The organism is Acidovorax sp. SUPP3434, assembly GCF_030159015.1.
Taxonomy (GTDB): Bacteria; Pseudomonadota; Gammaproteobacteria; order Burkholderiales; family Burkholderiaceae_C; genus Paracidovorax.
The window spans coordinates 224221-246592 of sequence record NZ_BQXL01000002.1; the positions used below are offsets into that span (position 1 = coordinate 224221).

The window sequence follows — 22372 nt, forward strand, 5'->3', positions numbered from 1 at the left end:
CGCAGGCCGGCCCGTCAGGGCTTGCGCGCTGCGATCGCCTTCTCGGCCTGGTCCACCAGGTCCGCGCCGATCTGGCCCTTCCACTTGTCGAACACCGGGCGCGTGGCCTTGGCGAAGGCGGTGCGCTCGGCGGGGCTGAGCTGGGTCACCGTCACCCCGTGGCTGGCGATTTCCTTGAGCAGGGGCTTGTCGGCTTCGACCATGCCTTTGCGCGCGATGGCGATCTGTTCCTTGCCGGCGTCGATGGCGGCCTGCTTGACGATTTCGCGGTCGGCGGGCGTCCAGGAATTCCAGATGTCCTTGTTGACCACGAAGATCAGCGGGTCGTTCATGTAGCCCCACAGGGTCATGTATTTCTGTGCCACGGTGTAGAGCTTGGCGGCCATGTAGACCGACACCGGGTTCTCCTGCCCATCCACGGCGCTGCTGGCCATGGCGGGCTGGGCGTCGGCCCAGCTCATCTGGGTGGGATTGGCGCCCAGTGCAGAGAAGGTGTCCAGGAACAGCGGCGAGCCGACCACGCGGATCTTCAGGCCCTTGAGGTCTTCGGGGCTCTTGATGGGGCGCTTGGAGTTGGAGATTTCGCGGTAGCCGTTCTCGCCCCAGGCCAATGGCACCACGCCGGCCTTGTCCAGCGTCTGGAAGATGCTCTTGCCCACTTCGCCTTGCGTCACCGCATCCACGGCGGCGTAGTCCGGAAACAGGAAGGGCAGCGAGAACAGGTTGAGCGGCTTGACCTGGGGCGACCAGTTGATGGTGGAGCCCACGGCCATGTCGATCACGCCCTGGCGCAGCGCGCTGAACTCGCGCGTCTGGTCGCCCTGGATCAGCGAAACGCCGGGGTAGAGCTTGATGTTGATGCGGCCCTGCGTGCGTTCGCGGACCTTGTTGGCCCACAGTTCGCCGCCCTTGCCCCAGGGGAAGGCGGTGCCCAGCACCAGCGACATGCGGTATTCGCTCTTGTAGTTTTGCGCCAGGGCCGGCGTGGCGAAGGCCAGTGCGGCGGCGGCAGCGACGGCGCTGGTGAGGAAGGTGCGCAGTTTCATGGGTTCAGTCTCCTGGTTCTCGGTGAAAAGGGGGCGGTGGGGTCGATGGGGTCAGTAGCCCAGGCGGGCGGGCAGCCACAGCGCCAGCTGCGGGAAGGCGATGACCAGCACCATGACGACGAACATCGCCAGCAGCATCGGCCCCACCCAGCGCACGGTGGACTCCATGCGCACGCCGGCGATGCGGCACGACACCATGAGGTTCACGGCCAGCGGCGGCGTGAACTGGCCCAGGGCGACCTTGAGCGTGAGGATGACGCCGAACCACACCGGGTCCCACTGGTAGTGCTGCATGATGGGCAGCAGCAGCGGCACGAAGATCAGGAAGATCGAGATGCCGTCGAGGAACATGCCCACCGTGATGAGCAGCAGGATCAGCAGCGCCATCACGCCGTATTCGCCCAGGCCCGAGTTCACGATGGCCTTGGCCACCGGATCGATCACGCCCAGCGTGGACAGCGAGAACGCGAAGATGCCGGCCAGCGACACCACCAGCAGGATCACGGCCGAGAGTTCGCCCGCCTCGCGCAGGATGGGGAACAGGTCGCGCACCTTGATCGTTCGGTGAATGCACATGCCCACGAACAGGCCGTAGAACACCGCCACCACGGCCGCCTCGGTGGGGGTGAACCAGCCCGCCCGCATGCCGCCCAGGATCAGGACCGGCGCGGCCAGGCCCCAGGAGGCCTCGCGCAGGCTGCGCCAGAACGGCGGGCGCGGCATGGAGGATTCGAGCGCGCCCATCTTGTGCCGGCGGGCCAGCCACACCGCTGGCACGATCAGCGCGATGCCGGCGAGCACGCCGGGAATCATGCCGGCCGCGAACAGCGCGGGCACCGAGGCGCCCGGCACCAGCACCGAATAGATGATGAACGCGACGGAAGGCGGGATCAGGATGTCGGTGGCCGCCGCGGCGCCCACCACGCTGGCGGAGAACGAGCCCGGATAGCCCGCCCGCGACATGGCCGCGATCATCACGCCGCCCACCGCGGCCGCATTGGCCGGCCCCGAGCCGGAGATGCCGCCCAGGAACATCGCCACGGCGATGGCCACCAGGGGCAGCATGCCCGGGCCGCGGCCCAGGATGGCCACCGCGAAGTTCACGAGCCGAAGCGCCACGCCGGAGCGGTCGAAGATCGAGCCCACGAGCACGAACATGGGAATGGCCAGCAGCGGGTACTTGCCCAGGCCGGCATAGAAGTTCTGAGGCACGGCCAGCAGGCCGAACCATTGGCTGTCGGCATTGGCCAGGGCAATGGCCGCCACCCCCGCCAGCCCCAGCGCGGCGCCGATGGGCACGCCCACGAACATCATGGCGAGGAACGCCACGAACAGCAGGGTCGCGATCATGCGGAAGTGTCCTGCCGGCCCGCCGAGGAGGCCCTGCGGCCCCGGCGGATGAACAGCCCCACCGCCCGCCAGGTGATCAGTGCGGACAGCAGCGGCAGCCACACCGAATACCACCACTGCGGCACGCCGATGCCGGGGGAGGTCTCGCCGAAGCGGTAGTCGTCCCACACCACCCGCACGCTCAGCACGGCGATCACGCCGAACAGCAGTGCCACCATCAGCGCACCGAAGCGCGCCAGCGCGTGCCGGCGTGCCGCCGAGCCGCCCTCGGCGAACCATTCGATGCGGATGTGCTGGTCGCGCGCGACCGCGGCGGAGCCCGCCACCAGCGCCAGGACGATCATGAGGAAGACCGAGATCTCCTCCGTCCAGGCGAAGGAGGAGTTGGTGAAGTAGCGCACCAGCACATTGGCGAAGGTGATGAGGGCCAGCGCCGCCATCACGATGACGGTGAGCCAGTCTTCGATGCGCAGGGAGCGGGGAGCGTCGTCGGGCGGTGCGGCAGGCCGTGCCGCGTCGTGGGACACGGGCCCGGACGGGGGAAGTGAGGACATGGGAGGCAGAGGGTCGAGAGAACGGACAGCGTGGCGATGCGGGTCACTCTGCCCGCCGGCCTTGTGCGCCAGGGGCCCGGACGGGGCGGCGCTCGGAGCGCCGAAGCCATTTTGCAAGCAAACGTGGCAGGGTCCGGTGCAGGGTTTCCCCAAGGGGCCTTGCGGCGCAGGCACGCGCGGCCCCCGATAATGCGCGCCATGGAAACCAAGTGGCTCGAGGATTTCGTCAGCCTCGCGGAAACGCGCAGCTTCAGCCGTTCAGCGCAATTGCGCCACGTGACCCAGCCGGCGTTCTCGCGCCGCATCCAGGCGCTGGAGGCCTGGGCCGGCACCGATCTGGTGGACCGCAGCTCCTACCCGACCCGGCTCACGCCCGCGGGCAAGACGCTCTACGAGGAAGCGCTGGAGATGCTGCAGGCCATGCAGAACACCCGCGCCATGCTGCGGGCCCACACCAGCGCCGGCAAGGACATGATCGAGTTCGCGGTGCCGCACACGCTCGCCTTCACGTTCTTTCCCGCCTGGCTGTCGAGCCTGCGCGAGCGTTTCGGGCCGGTCAAGAGCCGCCTCATCGCGCTCAACGTGCACGATGCCGTGCTGCGCCTGGTGGAGGGGGGGTGCGACCTGCTGATCGCCTACCACCATCCCTCGCAGCCCTTCCAGCTCGACGCCGACCGCTACGAAATGGTGACCCTGGGCCAGGAAATCCTCTCGCCCTATTCGCGCGCCAATGCCGACGGCCAGCCGCTGTTCAGCCTGCCGGGCCGCGCGGGCGAGCCGCTGCCCTACCTGGGGTATGCACCCGGGGCCTATCTGGGCCGCGTGACGGACTTGATCCTCAAGCAGTCGGGCACGGCCATCCACCTGGACCGCGTCTATGAAACCGACATGGCCGAGGGACTGAAGGCGATGGCGGTCGAGGGGCACGGGGTGGCCTTCCTGCCCCACAGCGCGGTCAAGAAGGAACTGCGCTCGCGCCGCCTGGTCAGCGCGGCGCCCCCGGGCGTGGAGGACCTGCAGATGGCGATGGAAGTGCGGGCCTACCGCGAAAAGCCATCCGGCAAGGAGCCCTCCAAGGGCATCGCGCAGTCGCTGTGGACCTACCTGCAGGCCCACAGTACGGACAAGCCCCTTTGACCGCAGGGTCAGGTTATGTGTCAAATGCATATTCCACCGTGCATTTGGCATTGGAAAGACCGTGTGACGGGACGTACATTCCGTCCCGGCGTCCGGAGCGAAGTGCACAAGCCTTCGCCCAACAGAGAGGCCCGGCCTGGCACGGTGTTTGCTCAGGTTAGAACTTACGAACTTTGAGACAAGCCATGAAAACATTCCATTGGAAGGCCGTATGGGGCGTTGCCGCCTTGTGCTGGGGCATGGCTGTCTCCGCGCAGGGGGTACTGGAGCGGGTCACCGCCGGCGGCAAGCTGGTGCTGGCCTACCGGGAATCCTCGGTGCCCTTCTCCTATGTGGACGCCGGCAAGCCCGTGGGCTATGCGGTGGAGCTGTGCCAGCGGATCGCCGAGGTCGTTCGCAAGAAGACCGGCCGCAAGGACATGGACGTGGAATTCGTGCCGGTCACCTCGGCCAACCGCATGGAGACCATCGAGAAAGGCCGCGCCGACATGGAGTGCGGCTCCACCACCAACAATGCCGAACGCCGCCAGGTCGTGGCGTTCACCGTGCCCCACTTCATCACCGGCGCCCGCCTGCTGGTGCCGGCCCAGAGCAACGTGGACCGCATCGAAGACCTCAGCGGCAAGAAGCTCGTGTCCACCAAGGGCACCACGCCCTTGAAGGCGGCCCAGCAGATCAACCGCGAGCGGCTCCTGCAGATCAACATCGTCGAAGCCCCGGACCATGCCCGGGCCGTCGAGATGGTGGAAAAGGGCGAGGCCGATGCCTTCGCAATGGACGACGTGCTGCTCTACGGCCTGGCGTCCAACCGCCCCAATCCGGCCGCCTTGAAGGTGGTCGGCAAGTTCATCACCACCGAGCCGCTGGCCATCATGCTGCCCAAGAACGACCCCGCGTTCAAGAAACTGGTGGACGACGAGATGCGCCGGCTGATCACCAGCCGCGAGATCTATCCCATCTACGACAAGTGGTTCGCCCAGCCCATCCCCCCGTCCAACCGCGCGCTCAATCTTCCGGTGAGCTATCTCTTGCGGGATTTCTGGCGCTATCCCACCGATCAGGTTCCGTTTTGAGCGCCGTTTTTTAGCTGCGCTGACCCGATGTTCCGGGTATTCGGCATGGTGGCGAATTCCACTCCGTGCCACTATCTAGAATGATTGTTTCCGTTGTATCCGTAAGTTCTAAGGAGATCCTGATGAAGAAGCATTTGCTGGCAGTCGCCATCACCGCCCTGGCCGCAGGGAGCGCATTCGCGCAAGCCAACGACACGCTGGCCAAGATCAAGGCCTCCGGCACGATCACCGAAGGTGTGCGCGAATCCTCCGGCCTGTCGTACACCCTGGGTGACGGCAAGTACACGGGCTTCCACTACGACGTGTGCGCCAAGGTGATCGCCGACGTTCAAAAGCAGCTCGGCCTGGCCAAGCTGGACGTCAAGTACCAGCCCGTCACGTCGCAAAACCGCATCCCCCTGGTGCAAAACGGCACCGTGGACATCGAGTGCGGCTCCACCACCAACAACGCGGCCCGCCAGAAGGACGTCGCCTTCGCGGTCACGACCTATGTCGAGGAAGTGCGCATCGCCGTCAAGGCCGATTCGGGCATCACCGGCATCAAGGACCTGAACGGCAAGAACATCGCCACCACCACGGGCACCACCTCGGTGCAGACGCTGCGCAAGAACAAGCGCGCCGAAGGCCTGACGTTCAAGGAAGTTTTCGGCAAGGACCATTCCGACAGCTTCCTGCTGCTGGAGTCCGGCCGCGCCGACGCCTTCATCATGGACGGCTCGATCCTGGCTTCCAACATCGCCAAGTCCAAGAGCCCCAACGATTTCAAGATCGTCGGCGAAGTGCTGAGCGTGGAACCCATCGCGATCATGATCCGCAAGGACGACCCCGCCTTCAAGAAGGCCGTGGACGACAGCATCAAGGCGCAGATCAAGTCCGGCGACATGGCCAAGCTGTACGACAAGTGGTTCCTGCAGCCCGTGCCCCCGAACAACGTGAAGATCGGCCTGCCAGCGAGCGAAGCGACGAAGGCGGCCTGGGCGAACCCCAACGACAAGCCCATGGAAGAGTACGCCACCAAGGACTGAGCGCCCGGCGCTCGCATGCGGCAAACGCCCACCTGACGGTGGGCGTTTGTTTGTTTCCCCGGCAGGGATGCCCGGGATGGGGCGCCAAGTTTGAAGACAACGAGATTTGAGAAGGATTTCCCATGGGATCAAATTGGGATTGGCAAGTCTTCCTGCAGGACCCAGGGGGTGAATACCCGACCTACCTCCAGTGGATGCTCTCTGCCTGGGGCTGGACGGTGTCGGTGGCCCTGCTGGCCCTGGTCATCGCGCTGGTGATGGGATCGATCGTCGGGACACTGCGCACGCTGCCCGACAACAAGGTGCTGGTCGGCTTCGGCAATGCCTGGGTCGAGCTGTTCCGCAACATTCCGCTGCTGGTGCAGATTTTTCTGTGGTACCACGTGCTGCCGGCGATCTTCCCGGTGCTCAAGGGCGTCTCGGGCTTCATCCTCGTGGTGCTGGCGCTGGGCTTCTTCACCTCGGCGCGGATCGCCGAGCAGGTGAGGGCGGGCATCCAGGCCCTGCCGCGCGGCCAGCGCTACGCGGGCATGGCCATGGGCTTCACCACCGTGCAGTACTACCGCTACGTGCTGCTGCCGATGGCGTTTCGCATCATCATTCCGCCGCTCACGAGCGAGACGATGAACATCTTCAAGAACTCGTCCGTGGCCTTCGCCGTGTCGGTGGCCGAACTGACGATGTTCGCGATGCAGGCGCAGGAAGAGACCTCGCGCGGCATCGAAATCTACCTGGCCGTGACGGGCCTGTACGTGATCTCGGCCTTCGCCATCAACCGCATCATGGCCTTCATCGAAAAGCGCACGCGCGTTCCCGGCCTGATCGTGTCCGGCGGCACGGGGGGAGGCCACTGACATGATGAATCTCGACCTTTCCTTCTACAGCTGGGACATCATCAGCAAGTTCGTCGTCAAGGGCTTTTACTTCAGCATCATGCTGACGCTGATCGCCACAGTCGGCGGCATTCTGCTGGGCACCGTGCTGGCGCTGATGCGCCTGTCGGGCAAGAAATGGCTGGACGCGCCGGCCACGTTCTACGTCAACGGCATGCGCAGCATCCCGCTGGTGATGGTGATCCTGTGGTTCTTCCTGCTGGTGCCGGCCTCGTTCTACGCGGCCCTGCCCGGCGGAATCGGCACGAGCTACCGCTCGGAGCTGTCGGCCATCATCACCTTCATCGCCTTCGAGGCCGCGTACTTCAGCGAGATCATGCGGGCCGGCATCCAGTCGATCTCCCGCGGACAGGTGTTCGCGGGCCAGGCGCTCGGGATGACCTACGGCCAGAACATGAAGCTCGTGATCCTGCCGCAGGCGTTCCGCAACATGCTGCCCGTGCTGCTCACGCAGACCATCATCCTGTTCCAGGACACTTCGCTGGTCTACGCCATCGGCGCCTACGACATGCTCAAGGGCTTCGAGACGGCGGGCAAGAACTATGGGCGGCCAATCGAGGCCTACCTGCTGGCAGCCGTCGTGTACTTCGCGATGTGCTTCGCACTGTCCTGGGTCGTCAAGCGCCTGCACCGGAAAATCGCCATCATCCGCTGAGCGGAAAGAGTGAGGAAATAGCAATGATTGAAATGAAGAATGTCTCGAAGTGGTACGGCAGCTTCCAGGTGCTGACCGACTGCTCCACTTCCATCCAGAAGGGCGAAGTCGTGGTGGTGTGCGGCCCTTCGGGCTCCGGCAAGTCCACGCTGATCAAGACCATCAACGCGCTGGAGCCCTTCCAGAAGGGCGAGATCTTCGTGGACGGCATCGCCGTGCACGACCCCAAGACCAACCTGCCCAAGCTGCGCAGCCGCGTGGGCATGGTGTTCCAGCACTTCGAACTGTTCCCCCACCTGTCGGTGACCGAGAACCTGACGATCGCGCAGGTCAAGGTGCTGGGCCGCGGCGCGGACGAGGCCAAGAAGCGTGGCCTCAAGATGCTGGACCGGGTGGGCCTGTCGGCGCACAAGGACAAGTTCCCGGGCCAGCTGTCGGGCGGCCAGCAGCAGCGCGTGGCGATCGCCCGTGCGCTGTCCATGGACCCCATCGTGATGCTGTTCGACGAACCCACGTCCGCCCTCGACCCCGAAATGGTGGGCGAAGTGCTGGATGTGATGGTGGGCCTGGCCAATGAAGGCATGACCATGATGTGCGTGACCCACGAAATGGGCTTCGCGCGCAAGGTCAGCAACCGCGTGATCTTCATGGACGTGGGCGGAAAGATCCTGGAGGACTGCTCCAAGGACGATTTCTTCAACAACCCGGATGCCCGCCAGCCGCGCACCAAGGACTTCCTCAACAAGATCCTGCAGCACTGATCCGCTGCGAGCCCCCGAGCCCCTGCGCCCCTGTCGGCAGCAGCAGGGCACCAACGAGAAGCGCCCCCCGGGGCGCTTTTTTCATGGGCATCCAGGCAGGGACGGCGGGGCGGCGCAACAATGGGGCGCCCTGGCGGATGGGGCGTGGTTCGCGACCGTCCGCTTCCCTTTTCCCCGGCGTGCCCGTTGCCCGCCTTTCCTGGATTCCCACGGCCCATGCCACTGCCCGATGACGTTCAGTCCGACGATGCAGCCGCTGGCGGCGCGCGTGCAGGCGCTGGTGCGGGTCGGGGGTTGGATGCCGGTGCGGGAGCGCATGGCCCGGATTGGCAGGTCGTGCACCTGCATCCCTCGGCCCCGCCGCAGCCGGCGCAAGGCGCGCCGTGCAACGGCTGCGGCCTGTGTTGCCTGGCCGAGCCCTGCCCGCTGGGCATGCTGGTGTCGCGCCGCCGGCATGGCCCGTGCGCGGCGCTGCGCTGGCGCGAAGAAGGTGCTGGGGGCGATGCCGCACCGGGCCGCTATGTCTGCGGCATGGTCGCGGACCCCGGCGAGGTCATGGGCTGGCGCAGTGCCTGGGCCGTGCGGCTGATGCGCGCGCTGGCCAGGCGCTGGATCGCGGCCGGCATCGGCTGCGATGCGCCGCCGCTGAGGGTGCCTGAGGGGGCGGTCCATCCCCAAAATGATCCGGGCAGTTTGCTATAAAAATAATAGCGATATGCCCTAGTATCGATTGTGCTGGAGGCCTTTTTGTCTCAAAGCCTCGTCAGGTGCGCGGCAGGGCGTAGGCGATCAGCCAGTCCCCCGTGCGCGTGCCGAGCGAGCCGTGCCCACCCGCCGCCACCACGATGTACTGCCGGCCATCGGCCCCGGTATAGGTCATCGGGGTGGCCTGGCCGCCTGCGGGCAGGCGGCTCTTCCACAGCTCGTTGCCGTTGGAGACGTCGTAGGCCCGCACGTAGTAGTCGAGCGTACCGGACAGGAAGGCCACGCCGCCGGCCGTGGTCACCGGGCCGCCCAGGTTGGGCACGCCCATCTTGAACGGCACGGGCACGGGGGCCAGGTCGCGCACGGTGCCGTTCTTGTGCTTCCAGATGATCTTGCCGGTGGTCAGGTCCGCACCGGCCACGTAGCCCCAGGGCGGCGCTTGGCAGGGAATGCCCAGCACCGAGACGAAGGGCTTCAGGCGCACGGCGAACGGCGCGCCCACGTTCTCGTTCAGCGCGGGCAGCATGCCGTGCGGTGGCGCGCCGCCGGGCTGGACCAGCAAGGTGGTGTCGTCGGTGCGCGGGATCAGCTGCGAGGTGAAGGCCAGGTAGGTGGGCGTGGTGAAGGCCATCTCGCGCTGCGGGTCCACGGCCACGCCGCCCCAGTTGAACACGCCGAAGTTGCCGGGATAGACCAGGGTGCCGCGGGTGGAGGGCGGGGTGAAGCGGCCTTCGAAGCGCAGCTTCTCGAACGCGATGCGGCACATGAGCTGGTCGAAGAGGGTCACGCCCCACATGTCCGCGCCGGTGAGCGGTGCGGGGTCGAACGACAGGGCCGATTTGGGCTGCGTGGGCGCGGTGCGGTCGCCCTCGGCGGCGCCCTGGGGGGCGGGCACCTCGGTCACCGGCAGGATGGGGGTGCCGGTGCGACGGTCGAGCACGAAGACCTCGCCCTGCTTGGTGGGCTGCACCAGCGCGGGCACGCGCTCGCCCTTGACGGTCAGGTCCACCAGGCTGGGCTGCGCGGGCACGTCGTAGTCCCACAGGTCGTGGTGCACGGTCTGGAAGTGCCAGCGCACGCGGCCGGTGGCCAGTTCGAGCGCCACGACGGAGGACGAATAGCGCTCCACCTCGGGGCTGCGGCGGCCGCCCCACTGGTCGGGCGGCTGGTTGCCCATGGGCACATAGACCAGGCCCAGGGTTTCATCCACGCTGGAGATCGACCAGCTGTTGGGCGAATTGGCGGTGTAGGTCTCGCCGGGGCCGATGGGCGCGGTGGCCTCGGGCTTGGCCGAATCCCAGTTCCACACCAGCGCGCCGGTGTGCACGTCGTACGCGCGGATCACGCCGGACTGCTCCTTGGTGGAGGCGTTGTCCAGCACGGTGCCGCCAATGATGACGAGATCGCGCGTGACCACGGCGGGCGAGGTGGAGTAGTAGGCGCCGGGGCGGCGGTTGGGCATGCCGGTCCACAGGTCGATCTGCCCGGTGCCGTTGCCGAAGTCGGTGCACAGGCCGCCGGTGCGCGGGTCCAGCGCGAGCAGCCGGCCATCGGCCGTGGGCATGAACAAACGCCCTTCGCACGACGCCGTGGGCAGGGCGGGCGCCGAGGCCGGCACGGGTGTGGCCGGCTTGGCTGCGGGTGGGGAGGAGGGCGCTGGCGCGGCCGTCGGAACGGCCGCGGCGCCAGCGGTGGCCGGCTCGGGCGGCTGGTACGACAGGCCGCGGCAGGTCAGGTGCTGCAATGCCAGTTCGCCTTTGCCCTGCACCTGGGTGTCGTAGCGCCAGACCTGCGCGCCGGTGGTCGCGTCGAGCGCGATGACCGACTGGTGCGGGGTGCACAGGTACAGGCGGTTGCCGACCTTCAGCGGCGTGACCTCGAAGGTCGTCTCCTGCGGATCGCCGGGCTCGCCGCGCACGTCGCCGGTGCGGTACTGCCAGGCGACCTCCAGGCCGCGCACGTTGTCGGGGGTGATCTGGCCCAGCGGGGAGTAGCGCTGGCCCTCGCCGGTACGGCCGTAGGCATGCCATTCGCCGGGCGGGATGGCGCCGTTGTCACCAGGGCTGCCAGCCGCGGCGGGCACCGCCGTGGTGGGGGTGGGGGCGGCATGCGCGGCGAAGGCGCCGGGCACGTCGTGCCCGTCATGGAACCACGAGGCCACGGCCACGGCCAGAAAGGCCGCCAGCGTCACGCCCAGCGCGCGGCGCGGGCCGCGCTGCGACGGCGAGACCAGGCCGCGGGACACCCAGGGCGTGAGCAGCAGCACCCCCAGCACGAAGAACACGTCGCCCCGTGCAGCAAGCGGCCACCAGTCCAGCCCGGCCTCCCACAGCGACCACAGCAGCGTCACCAGCACCAGCCCGGCATAGACCCACAGGGCGGCGGGGTTGCGCTGGGCCAGCATCCAGCCGGCGAGCAGGGTGGCCAGGCCCGCGGGCAGGTAATACCACGAGCCGCCGAGGGCGATGAGCCAGACCCCCCCGATGCCGACGGCCAGGCCGATCACGACGAGAAGCACCCCCAGGAAAACAGGCGCGTGGCGTTGGTTGGGCATGACCATTCCTCTTGAATAGGCAGTTCCCGGGCATGGCCTGCGGGCCGGATGTGCGGGGGGGGGGCTGGAAAGCGGCACGCTGGAAGTCGCGTGCGCCGGGGGTGACGTTAAGCGGGCACTCCGCGCCGCCGTGTCGGTTCCGCCCGTCGGCCCCTGTAGGACGAACGCACCGGTCCTTTCGACACCGTGGCTCTGCGGTCCGTGCATGACGCGTGGGCGACAGGGCCTCAGGGTTTCCGGCCTGCAGGGACGGGGCTGCCCTGCGCTGCAATGGGGGTTGCTTACCTTGCGAGAACCGACCGACCATGCAGCGCCGCCATCTCATGCAGCTCGGGGCCGCGGCCCTGGCCGCCCCCGCCCTCACCGCCCGGGCCCAATCCTTTCCTGCCCGGCCCATCAAGCTGGTGATCGCCTTCCCAGCCGGCGGGCCCACCGACATCACCATGCGCGTGCTGGCCGACAGCGCCGGCAAGGCGCTGGGCCAGCCGGTCATCGTGGACAACAAGCCCGGCGCCGGCGGCACGCTGCCCGCGCAGCTGCTTCAGTCCTCGGCGGCCGACGGCTACACCGTGGCGCAGATCCCGCTGGGCGTGTTCCGCATGCCCTACACCACCAAGATCAACTGGGACCCGGTCAAGGACATCACCTATGTGCTGAACGTCACGGGCTACGCCTTCGGCGTGGTGGTGCCGGCCGATTCGCCGTTCAAGACCTGGGCGGACTTCGTGGCCTATGCCAAGGCCAACCCCGGCAAGCTCAGCTACGGCTCCACCGGCACGCTGACCAGCCCGCACCTCACCATGGAGCTGGCGGCGCAGCAGCTGGGCCTGCAACTGCTGCACGTGCCGTACAAGGGCAGCGCCGACCTGATGCAGTCCATCCTGGGTGGGCAGATCATGGCCGCGGCCGACTCCACCGGCTTCGCACCGCAGGTCGAGGCGGGCAAGCTGCGCGTGCTGAACACCTGGGGCGCCGAGCGCCTGGCGAAATTCCCCGATGCGCCCACGCTCAAGGAGCTGGGCATCGACGTGGTGCAGAACTCGCCCTTCGGCATCGGCGCACCCAAGGGCACGCCGCCGGACGTGGTCAAGCGCCTGCACGATGCGTTCAAGCAGGCGATGGACCAGGAGTCCTACCGCACCGCGCTGGCGCGCTACGACATGGTGCCGATCTACATGGACAGCGCGCGCTACCGCCAGTTCGCGCAGGACACCTTCACGCGCGAGAAGGCGCTGGTGGAAAAGCTGGGCCTGGGCAAGCCGCTGTAATCCCCCGCACACCGGGGCAGGGCACCGCTTGCGATGGGTCGATTTGCTATGAAAATAATAGCTACGAAGGCAATATTTTCTAAGGCATGCGGCCCATTTCACCCAAAATGGCCTGCGCGACCTCGGCGAAGCCCGCCCCGCGCTCGCCCCGGGTGACATAGCGCGGCCGGTGGCGCAGCTGCGGCACGAAGCGCGCCACGTTCGCCACGCCCACGCTGTGGGCGAAGCGCTCGAACATCAGCTGGTCGTTGGTGGAGTCGCCCACGTACACCCAGCGGTCGATCTCGGCGTCCAGGTCGCGGCCCAGGCGCTCGCGCACGATCCAGCGGGCCCCCTCCAGCTTGTTGTGCGCGCCGAACCAGCCGTTGATGTGGATGCTGCTCACCGTGGCATGCATGCCCGCCGCGTGCAGGCGATCCACCACCTGGTCGATGGCGGCCTGCGGCAGGTGCACGAACTCGCTGTGGTCGATGGCGATGTCGCACTCGCGCCCGGCGGAATCGGTGGCGCGGCGCGCACCCGGCACCTCGCGCTCGATCTGCGCCAGCACGGCCTGCATCCGCGCATGGTTGGCCGCCCGCGTCGGTGCATCCTGTTGATACCATTTCGATAGCACGATGCCGGCGTCTTCATTGCGCCCAAGCGCGTTCTGGCTCCGGTCCGCCACCAGCGCCACCGCGCCGTTCTCCGCCACGATGGCGTCCACCGGCCACGCGGCCGCGAAGGGCTCGCTCCAGCCCACGGGGCGGCCGGTGATCGGGATCACGTGCAGGCCCGCCGCTTTCAGGTCCGCGATGGCGGCCAGCGCATCGGCGGTGATGGCACCGTCGGTGGTGAGGGTGTCGTCGATGTCGGTGAACACCCCGGCGAGCGTGGCCGGCGGCTGCCACGCGGCCAGGGGCTGCAAGGTGGCGCGGAGGGGGGAGGGCGAAGGCATGGCGGTGGCAGGGGAAGGCGGGGCCGGAAAGTGGGATGGCGTGATCGGGGCCTGGGCCGCGCGGGGGGGGCGTCCCAGCCCTCAGCGCTTGGCGAACTCGATGATGGCCCGGTAGAAGCGGTCGGAGCCGTCCTTGGGATTGTCCGGTCCCAGCTCCATGCGGTTCACGCCGTTTTCTGCGCTGCCCTTGAACCGGTTCGGAATCACGGAAAAGTAGTACGGGCTGATGAAGCGCGCGCCGCCGGTGTAGTGCGACTGCATGGCCGCCACGTGGGCACCGTCGCGCTTCCACTGCTGCGGATTGAATTCCGGCACGCCGTAGTCGGCGATCTTGCGTTCGGCCAGGAAGCCCCGCACCCAGTCGCTGTCGGTGGCGCCGCCATACAGGTTGATGCCGTGTTTCCAGGGTAGCGAGCCGTGCAGGGTCTGGTCCGCCGCGAAGAGCTGCGGGTTCCAGGAGGAGTTCACGGTAGGCACGATCTGGTGGGAGTACAGCTTGTCCGCCGGCAACCCCTCGCTCGAGGCGATGCGGTGGAATTCGCCCAGCAGCCGCGCCACCTGCTGCTCGCGGTAACGGTTCCAGTCCCGTGCCAGCGGATTGAACAGCACGCCCTGCTGCGGCTTGGGCAGGTCGAGCCACGAGCGCACGCCGGGCAACTCGCTCGCCGCCTTCATGCCGAAGACCTCCGGCGGGCGGCGGGTGGGCGGCGCCACGCGGCGGTCGCGCGGCATCACCGTGAATTCGGTCTGCGCCACCTCGAAGCGCGCCCCGCCCACGCGCGCCACGATCTGCGCCATGTGCTTGCCGGGGCGCAGGGCGCTGAAGTCCACGTCGGTGCGAAAGCCCACGTTCGGCGTGGTGACCTCGTCCAGCGCGCGGTACACGTCCAGCCGGTTGTAGCCGCGGCCCACCGGGCCGATGTAGCGCGCATCCAGGTACAGGTCGAGGCCGGTCACGCGGCCTGCGGGGTCCCACAGCCAGCCGGAGAGCGGCAGGGTGCCGTCGGCGAAGGCGTCGTAGTGCTCGCCCAGGCTGCTGGCCGGCTCGCGGCTCACGTCGTGCGACGGGGCGGGAACGGTGTTGAACGCGGCGTAGGCCGTCCCGGCCTGCCGGTTGAGCGCCGCGATGCTGCCGTACTGCCTGGCCAGGTAGGCCTGGAAGCCCGCCACCGAGGCCGGGCTGTAGTCGGTGGTGCGGATGTTCTGGTATTCGCCCATGCCGTGTTCGAAATCGGGGAACAGGTGGTGCAGTTCGCCCGCGAGCGTGATGGCGACGATGCGCTGCTGCTGGTCCGCAGGCAGCGCCTTGATGCGCCGGGCCACGTAGCGCAGGGCCTCGTAGCGGTAGCGGTTGACCGGAATGCTGGCGTCCGTCTCCAGCGTGTAGGGCGCGATGCGGTAGCCGAAGTAGCCCAGCTCCAGCGGCTTGCCTCCGGGCAGTTGCATGAGGTTGCGCGGGTCTTTCTCCAGCGCGTCGGTCAGGGGGCCGGCGGAGTCGAAGTGGTCCCCGGCCAGGTAGAGCACGACGGGGCGCTTCACATCGGCCACGAGCTGCAGGAATTCATCGACCCGCGCCGTGTCGATCTCCCAGCCCGTGGCGGTCCTGCGGTACAGCGCCAGCAGCTGGAGCGTGGACGTGAAGCCGATCTGCACCTGCCCCCGTGGGCCGCCGGGCTCCAGCGTGTCGAGCAGGCGGTTGATCGCCGCCGCACCCGTGCGCTTGCGCGCGCGGCACAGATCGATGGCGGCTTCGTAGGTCTTGACCCGCGGGTCGTTGGCGGCCTCGTCGCACACCATCGTGCCGACGATGGTCGGTGCGACGATGAACGGCGCGCGCGCCGGGCGGGGGGCCGTGTCCGCGTGCGCAGCGGCTCCCAGCAGGGACAGTGCCGCCGCCAGAATCCGGTGAGCGTTGAAAAAGCGCATGGCAGAGTGTCCGTCAAGGAAAAGAACTGCAAGGCCATGTCCGGCCGTGCAGAAGGGCCCCGGTGGGGGCTGGGAAAAAGCGGCGCCTCAGGGCGGGCTGAGCGCCTTTTCCCGGTAGAAACGTCCCTCGCTGGCCTCGTACAGGCCCAGCTCGCCGAACTGCATGCGCGTGCCCGGCTTGCAGTGGAACTCCATCGTCAGGCGCCCCGGCGGGCCGGGCATCACCAGCGGCATCGTGCCCCAGGTGATGTCCTGCCCGGCCTTCAGGCCGTCCAGTCGCACGAGGCTGGCGCGCGCGGCACCATCGGGCCGGGTGTAGCCCACCCACAGGCGCTGGCACTGGCCTTCCAGGCGCTCCAGCGGCAGCCGCAGGATCGAGATGCCATCCATCTTGAAGGCCTTCGCGCGCCACTCGACCAGGGCTTTCCCGGACGCCATGGGCACCTCGGCCGCGAACGGGTCGCCCTCCCATCCCTGGGTCTGGACCGTGGCGGGGTCGGCCATCTGCAGCAGCACGGGGTGCCCGAGGCCCAGGTCGGGCATGAGCGGCGCGCTGGCGCGCAGGTGGTAGTAGCCCAGCCCGATGCCTGCCACGATGGTGGACAGGGCGGCGCCCATCGCGGCGACCCGGCGTGGCTGGCGCCAGAGGAACGCCATGCCCTGTGCGGCCAGCAGCACGAACAGGATGTCCAGCGCACTGATGCTGTAGCGCGGGTTGTACAGCACCGGCACGTGCACCGCGCACTGGTAGGCGGCGGCGCCGGTGACCATCCACACCATCAGGTGCCGGCGACCGCCCCATGCGCCCAGGCACGCCAGGATCACCAGCACCACGCGCCAGGAGCGGTCGTTCATGACGTAGCGCTCCAGGTGCGCGCGGCTGAAGAACAGCACGGCACCGAGCTTTTGCACGTACATCTGCGCCAGCACCGGGAAGGGCGTTTCGCGCAGCATGGTCTTGGCCACGGCCATCAGGCGGCGGTCGCCCTCGATCGACAGGTGCCCCAGGCCATCCGTCACCTTCCCCTCGTCGTGGACCAGGCCGAAGTACGGCGGCTCGTAACCGGACAGCACGGGGTTGCTGCCGAAGTACAACGCCGCGCCCGTGCCCGTGGCGACAATGGGCCGGCCGAATTCCTCGTTCTGCCGCGCCATGTACGCGCCCACCAGCACCAGGGCGATCAGGTGCACCGCCGCGATGCGCGCGGCCGCCCCGCGCTGCGCGCCCTGCAGCTTGCGCGATGCGGCGAAGAACGCCACCCCGGCGAACGGCAGCCAGTACATGTAGGTTCCGCGGGTCAGGGTGGCCGCGGCGAGGGCCAGGCCCGCCAGGACCATGGCGCCGATCCGCCAGCGCGCGGCGCGCGGACCGGCCGCGGTGTCCACCGCACAGGTCGTGGCCCAGAGCCACACGGCAACCAGGAACACGAAGGGCGCTTCGCCCATGAGGACCGCCCCGGCCTCCACCAGCATGTGGGGCAGCACGAACAGCCAGGCCGCCGCGGCGGCGGCCACGCGGCCGCCGATCCTGCGTGCGGCATCGAACGTGAGCACCAGCGCCACGAGGGAGATCGTGAGATTCGCGGCCTTGACGGTCACCGGGTCCGCCCCCGAAAGCGCCATGTAGACGACCGCGCCGGGCGCCACCTTGAGCATCTGCGGGTCGCTGAACAGCTGCGCCGCATCCTCCAGCAACTGGCGCGCCAGCGGCAGGTAGGTGTGCAGCGAGTCGAACGGGATTTCCACCCGCGTGAGCACTTCCACCGTGCGCGCCGCGTAGAAGATGAGGGGCACCACCAGCCCCCACAGCATCCAGTGCAGGGTGGCGCGTTCGGAAGGTGCGAGAGAGTGGCTGGCGTGGGGAGCGGCGTGGCCCTGGCGGGCGGTCATGGAGCGGCCTCCCCGGCCGGATCGGCGGCGGCATCGAGGTCATCCGGATGCAGGTAGGTGCTCAGCGGCTCGGTGGGCACGCTGCCCACGTCGTAGTGCAGGAACGCCACCAGGAACTGGATGCCGATCAGCACCGGCAGCGCCGCCAGCATCACGGTGCCGCTCGTGGCCGGGTGGGTGCCGTAGGCGCTGTTGATCCAGTGCAGCGCCCCGAAAAGGCCCCCCGCCAGCAGCAGGAACATGCCGAAGAGGCTGTAGATGGAGCCCACGTTGAAGTCGCGCACCAGGTAGCTGTACACGTAGCGCCGGGCCAGGCGCGAGGCGTGCTTTTTCAGGAATTCGGGCAGGACCTTGCCGATCTTGAGGTTCGATTCCTCGTCCGCGTACACGGCGTCCATGGGCACGTCGCGCACCACCGCCCGCAGCGTGTTCAGGCGGAACAGCATGTCGGTCTCGAAGAAATAGCGGCGCTCCAGCTTGTCCAGCGGCAGCTCGCGCAGCACGCTGGTGTGGATGGCGGTGTAGCCGTTCGTGGGGTCCATGATGGACCAGTAGCCGCAGCTGAGCTTGGTCATGAACGACAGCACGGCGTTGCCGAACAGCCGCATCCCGGGCATGCCGCGCACCGATTCGGGCCGAAAGAAGCGGTTGCCCTTGGTGTAGTCGGCCCGGCCGTCCTGGATGGGGCGCACGAACAGCGGCAGCAGGCGGGGGTTCATCTGGCCGTCGCCGTCGATCTTGACCACGATGTCGATGCCGTCCGCGACGGCCTGGCGGTAGGCCGTGACCACGGCCCCGCCCACGCCCTGGTTCTCGGGGTTGAACAGCACCTGCACGCGCGGGTCGGTGCAGTGCTGCTGGACGAAGGCGCCGCTGCCGTCGGGGCAGGCATCGTCCACCGCGTAGATGCGGGACACGCTGGCCGGAATGGTGCGGATCACCTCCAGCACGTGCTGGGTGACCTTGTAGCAGGGGATGGCGACGGCGACGCGCATGGGGTGCGCCGTCATGCCGAAGCCCTCCCCGCCACGGCGATGCCCGCCAGGATCAGAGCGCCCCCGATGAAGGTCTGCAGATGCAGCGGCTCATCAAGGAACAGCCACCCCAGCGCCGGCACGATCAGGAAGGCCAGGCCCATGAACGGATAGGCCAGGTGCAGCGGCGCGCTGCGCAGCACCCAGATCCACAGCAGCGTGGTCACGCCGTAGAGCGCCAGGGCCACGATGAGCCAGCCATTGAAGATCCAGTCGGTCAGCACCGGCTGGGCGGGCAGCATCATGGCCGCCTTCTTGAACAGCAGTTGCCCGAGCGAGATGCCGAGCACGCACAACAGGGTCAGGGACGTGAGTAAAAGGGACATGGTGAGAAGGCAGGGGGCGTGTCATGCCGACACGGGGCGGGCCGGGGTGGGGCGGCGCAAGGCGAAAGCGGGAAGCAGGGCCAGGGGCAGGGTGAAGAACGGCAGGAGATAGCGGTACTCCCCCGCGGTGGACAGCAGGAAGATGGCCGCCAGCTGCACGGCCATGGGAAACGCCACGATCAGCAGGGGCAGGTCGCGCCGGGCGATGCCGCGGCACAGGGCCCAAGCCAGCAAAATCATGCCCAGCCAGGGAGTCCACAGCAGCCATCGCCCTGCATGGCTGGCCTGTTGCAGGGCAATGAAGCGGCGCTCCACGCCCCGCAGGTCGAACTGTCGAAAGACCGACGCCGCCTGCGTGCGGGGCAGCACGTAGGTGGCGTAGGTCACGGAGGGGAAGCCGCCCTGCGCGAGCGCGGCGGCCAGGAAGACGTTGACCCGGCTGGCGATGAAGTCGGGCAGGTTCTGCCAGAGGTTGTAGGTGAAGAATTCGCGCACCAGGGCCTTCTGGTCGGGCTTTGGCAGGCCTTGCACCTGCGGGCCCTCGGGGTGGAAGACGAGCATGTCCCAGTACGCCGGGTCGGCATAGGCCTGCAGTTGCGGCAGGGGGCGGTAGCGGCCAAGCAGTTCGGTCGTCGCGGGCGACACCTTGGGCCGGTCCAGCACCCAGGGGTCGTTCATGTGGGGGTACTGGTCCCACAGGCGGTTCATGGCCCGTGGCCTGAGAAAGTTCACGGTCTCGAAGACCACCATGGGGTAGACGGCTTCCTGCGTTCTGGAGGGGTGCAGCTGTTGGCCCGCGAACATCGCCGCGCACACGGCGCCGATGAGGGCGGCCAGCTTCCAGCGGCTGCGGCCATCGAGGAGCAGCAGCACGGCAATGGCCGGCAGCAGAAAGACGATGCCGTTCGGCCGGGCGAACGCCGCGAAGGGCAGCGCCAGGGCCACCATGGCCAGCGAGGCCGCGCCCATGGTGCGCTGGCGGGCCGCCAGCCACAGCTCGAACAGCAGGCCGCAGGACGCCACGGCGAAGATGCCGTCCGGGTACAGCGTGCCCATGAAGTAGACCATGTGCGGCGCCAGGCACACCAGCACCAGCACCACCGCGAAGCTCTTTCTCAGGCCCTGCCGCCAATACCACGACAGCACGCGGGCGAAGATCAGCGCGCACAGGCACAGCAGCACCGCCACGGGCACCTCCACCCGCCGCGTGCCTTCGTAGAACAGGCGCACGAAGTAGTACCAGAAGACGGTCTTGCCGGAGCGGAAGTCGCCTCCGCGCTCCACCTCCAGCAGGATGGCGACCGAGTCTTCGCCCAGGATGCCAGGCCAGAAGGCCAGCAGCCAGGTGCCGTACAGCGCCACCAGGGCGCTCCAGATCACCACGAAGGGGGCGGCTGCCCGCCAGCCATCCCGCGGTTCACGGACCGCGCGGGCCAGGAGAGGGGATGGCAGCGTGGCTCCCACGGTCGGGCGATGGTCTGCGCTCAACCGGCGGCCTGCAGCGCCAGGCCGGCGTGCTCGCGCAACGGGTGGAAATGGATCTTGGGGAACCGCTCCTGGGCCAGGCGCACGTCGTAGGGCGAGGTGCACAGGTAGGCCAGCGTGTCCGCCGCGTCGTGCGCGAGCCGCAGCGGGTAGGCGTCGGTGAACGCACGCAGGTCGGCCGGGCTGTCGGCGGTGATCCAGCGGGCGCCGGTGTACTGGCAGCCCTCCAGCCGCACGTCGGCGTCGTATTCGGTCTTGAGCCGGTGCTGCACCACTTCGAACTGCAGTTGCCCCACCGCGCCGAGCAGCATGGCACCGCCGGCGTCGGGCTTGAAGACCTGGATCGCGCCTTCTTCGCCGAGCTGGGCCAGGCCCTGCTGCAGCTGCTTGGTGCGCAGGGGGTTCTTCAGGATGACCGTCATGAACAGTTCGGGCGCGAAGAACGGCAGGCCGGTGAACTGCAGGCTGGCGCCGTCGGTGATGGTGTCGCCCAACTGCACGCCGCCATGGGTGGTGAAGCCGATGATGTCGCCCGCATAAGCCTCTTCCACCGCCTCGCGGCGCTGCGACATGAAGGTCACCACGCTGGTGGGGCGCAGTTCCTTGGCGGTGCGCTGCACCTTGAGCTTCATGCCCGGCGTGTACCGGCCCGAGGCCACGCGCACGAAGGCGATGCGGTCGCGGTGGTTGGCGTCCATGTTGGCCTGCACCTTGAACACCACGCCCGAGAAATTCGGGTCTTCGGGCTGCACGGTTTTCTCGACCGGCTGCTTGTTCACCTGCAGGCTGCTCAGGCGGGGACGCGGCGAGGGGGCCAGGTCCACCAGCGCATCCAGCACTTCCATGACCCCGAAGTTGTTCACGCCGGAGCCGAAGAACACCGGCGTCTGCTTGCCGGCGAGGAAGGCCTCGTGGTCCCAGGTGGGCGAGGCGCCCACGGCGAGTTCCATGCTCTCGATGGCAGCGTCGAATTCGCTGCCGAAGCGCGCACGCAGGTTGGCGGCGTCCGACAGGGGAATCGTCTCGAAGTCCTGCGGGCGGCGCTCGCTGCCCGACTCGAACACCGTCATGGCCTGCGTGCGCAGGTTGATGATGCCGCCGAAACCCTTGCCCTGGCCCACCGGCCAGGTCATGGGCACGCAGGGCATTCCCAGCTCGCGTTCGACCTCGTCCAGGATGTCCAGCGGCTCGCGCACTTCGCGGTCCATCTTGTTCACGAAGGTGATGATGGGCGTGTCGCGCTGGCGGCAGACCTCGATCAGGCGGCGCGTCTGCGCCTCCACGCCGTTGGCCGCGTCGATCACCATCAGGGCCGAATCGACGGCGGTGAGCACGCGGTAGGTGTCTTCCGAGAAGTCCTTGTGGCCCGGCGTGTCCAGCAGGTTCACCACGTGTTCGCGGTAGGCCATCTGCATGACCGAGCTGGCCACCGAGATGCCGCGCTGCTTTTCGATCTCCATCCAGTCGCTGGTGGCGTGGCGGCTGGCCTTGCGGCCCTTGACGGCGCCGGCGATCTGGATGGCGCCCGAGAACAGCAGCAGCTTTTCCGTGAGCGTGGTCTTGCCCGCGTCCGGGTGGGAAATGATGGCGAAGGTGCGGCGGCGCCGTGTTTCGGAGACGTAGGACACTGTGTTTTTTGGTGAGGGCGCGGCGCAGGCGGGTGGGCCGAAGTACGGGCGCCAGGGCCGGCGCGCTGGCGTGCCGCCGCGGAGGGCGCCCGCGGAAAAGTGGCCGTATTCTAATGGCGGCCCCC

At 68.1% G+C, this 22372-nt stretch carries 19 protein-coding genes; 8 read left to right on the forward strand and 11 right to left on the reverse strand.

The window, feature by feature from the left end; genetic code table 11:
* Window positions 1–14: 14 nt before the first annotated feature.
* The 3 genes from AVKW3434_RS04880 to AVKW3434_RS04890 are packed head-to-tail and all read right to left on the reverse strand — an operon-like array spanning window position 15 to window position 2950.
* A complete protein-coding gene (locus AVKW3434_RS04880; protein ID WP_284404959.1) occupies window positions 15–1046 on the reverse strand; it encodes a DctP family TRAP transporter solute-binding subunit in 1032 nt (343 codons plus the stop codon).
* Window positions 1047–1097: 51 nt separating this feature from the next.
* Window positions 1098–2396, reverse strand: coding sequence for a TRAP transporter large permease (locus AVKW3434_RS04885; RefSeq protein WP_284404960.1), 1299 nt, complete (start codon window positions 2394–2396; stop codon window positions 1098–1100).
* Entirely contained in the window at window positions 2393–2950 is a 558-nt protein-coding gene (locus AVKW3434_RS04890; RefSeq protein WP_284404961.1) for a TRAP transporter small permease, read from the reverse strand. The genes AVKW3434_RS04885 and AVKW3434_RS04890 overlap by 4 nt, the downstream gene beginning before the upstream one ends.
* Before the next feature lie 198 nt (window positions 2951–3148).
* Here AVKW3434_RS04890 and AVKW3434_RS04895 point away from each other — a divergent pair, with 198 nt between their 5' ends.
* The 7 genes from AVKW3434_RS04895 to AVKW3434_RS04925 all read left to right on the forward strand — a co-directional run bounded on the left by AVKW3434_RS04895 (window position 3149) and on the right by AVKW3434_RS04925 (window position 9196).
* Window positions 3149–4087 (forward strand): LysR substrate-binding domain-containing protein, encoded by a 939-nt coding sequence (locus tag AVKW3434_RS04895; protein ID WP_272565137.1) that lies wholly within the window; start codon window positions 3149–3151, stop codon window positions 4085–4087.
* Between the two features lie 185 nt (window positions 4088–4272).
* Window positions 4273–5160 carry an amino acid ABC transporter substrate-binding protein gene (locus tag AVKW3434_RS04900; protein WP_272565136.1) on the forward strand — a complete coding sequence of 296 codons (888 nt, stop codon included), beginning with the start codon at window positions 4273–4275 and terminating at the stop codon, window positions 5158–5160.
* Window positions 5161–5282: 122 nt separating this feature from the next.
* Window positions 5283–6185, forward strand: a complete 903-nt coding sequence (locus tag AVKW3434_RS04905; protein ID WP_272565135.1) for an amino acid ABC transporter substrate-binding protein — start codon at window positions 5283–5285, stop codon at window positions 6183–6185.
* A gap of 122 nt (window positions 6186–6307) precedes the next feature.
* A complete protein-coding gene (locus AVKW3434_RS04910) occupies window positions 6308–7039 on the forward strand; it encodes an amino acid ABC transporter permease (RefSeq protein WP_272565134.1) in 732 nt (243 codons plus the stop codon).
* Between the two features lies 1 nt (window position 7040).
* A complete protein-coding gene (locus AVKW3434_RS04915) occupies window positions 7041–7733 on the forward strand; it encodes an amino acid ABC transporter permease (RefSeq protein WP_272565133.1) in 693 nt (230 codons plus the stop codon).
* Window positions 7734–7756: 23 nt separating this feature from the next.
* A complete protein-coding gene (locus AVKW3434_RS04920) occupies window positions 7757–8494 on the forward strand; it encodes an amino acid ABC transporter ATP-binding protein (RefSeq protein ID WP_092745297.1) in 738 nt (245 codons plus the stop codon).
* A 294-nt stretch (window positions 8495–8788) separates the two neighbouring features.
* Window positions 8789–9196: a hypothetical protein gene (locus AVKW3434_RS04925; RefSeq protein WP_284405195.1), complete on the forward strand. Its 408-nt coding sequence runs from the start codon at window positions 8789–8791 to the stop codon at window positions 9194–9196.
* A 61-nt stretch (window positions 9197–9257) separates the two neighbouring features.
* Here AVKW3434_RS04925 and AVKW3434_RS04930 read toward each other — a convergent pair whose 3' ends face one another.
* Window positions 9258–11753, reverse strand: coding sequence for a glucose/quinate/shikimate family membrane-bound PQQ-dependent dehydrogenase (locus tag AVKW3434_RS04930; protein WP_284404962.1), 2496 nt, complete (start codon window positions 11751–11753; stop codon window positions 9258–9260).
* Between the two features lie 305 nt (window positions 11754–12058).
* Here AVKW3434_RS04930 and AVKW3434_RS04935 point away from each other — a divergent pair, with 305 nt between their 5' ends.
* Window positions 12059–13021, forward strand: a complete 963-nt coding sequence (locus AVKW3434_RS04935; RefSeq protein ID WP_284404963.1) for a tripartite tricarboxylate transporter substrate binding protein — start codon at window positions 12059–12061, stop codon at window positions 13019–13021.
* A 79-nt stretch (window positions 13022–13100) separates the two neighbouring features.
* On the opposite strand, the gene AVKW3434_RS04940 is transcribed toward AVKW3434_RS04935, so the two are convergent.
* From AVKW3434_RS04940 to AVKW3434_RS04970, 7 genes are all read right to left on the reverse strand, one after another.
* Window positions 13101–13958, reverse strand: coding sequence for an HAD-IIB family hydrolase (locus tag AVKW3434_RS04940; RefSeq protein WP_284404964.1), 858 nt, complete (start codon window positions 13956–13958; stop codon window positions 13101–13103).
* An 81-nt stretch (window positions 13959–14039) separates the two neighbouring features.
* Window positions 14040–15884, reverse strand: coding sequence for a hypothetical protein (locus AVKW3434_RS04945; RefSeq protein WP_284404965.1), 1845 nt, complete (start codon window positions 15882–15884; stop codon window positions 14040–14042).
* 87 nt (window positions 15885–15971) lie between these two features.
* On the reverse strand, window positions 15972–17774 hold the full coding sequence (locus AVKW3434_RS04950; protein WP_284404966.1) for a hypothetical protein: 1803 nt from the start codon (window positions 17772–17774) through the stop codon (window positions 15972–15974).
* Complete coding sequence (locus AVKW3434_RS04955; protein ID WP_284405196.1) at window positions 17771–18769, reverse strand: glycosyltransferase family 2 protein; 999 nt, start codon at window positions 18767–18769, stop codon at window positions 17771–17773. The genes AVKW3434_RS04950 and AVKW3434_RS04955 overlap by 4 nt, the downstream gene beginning before the upstream one ends.
* An 11-nt stretch (window positions 18770–18780) precedes the next feature.
* A complete protein-coding gene (locus tag AVKW3434_RS04960) occupies window positions 18781–19134 on the reverse strand; it encodes a DMT family transporter (protein ID WP_272565124.1) in 354 nt (117 codons plus the stop codon).
* Between the two features lie 21 nt (window positions 19135–19155).
* Entirely contained in the window at window positions 19156–20598 is a 1443-nt protein-coding gene (locus AVKW3434_RS04965) for a hypothetical protein (protein ID WP_284404967.1), read from the reverse strand.
* Window positions 20599–20618: 20 nt separating this feature from the next.
* Window positions 20619–22247 (reverse strand): peptide chain release factor 3, encoded by a 1629-nt coding sequence (locus AVKW3434_RS04970; protein WP_284404968.1) that lies wholly within the window; start codon window positions 22245–22247, stop codon window positions 20619–20621.
* Window positions 22248–22372: the final 125 nt, after the last annotated feature.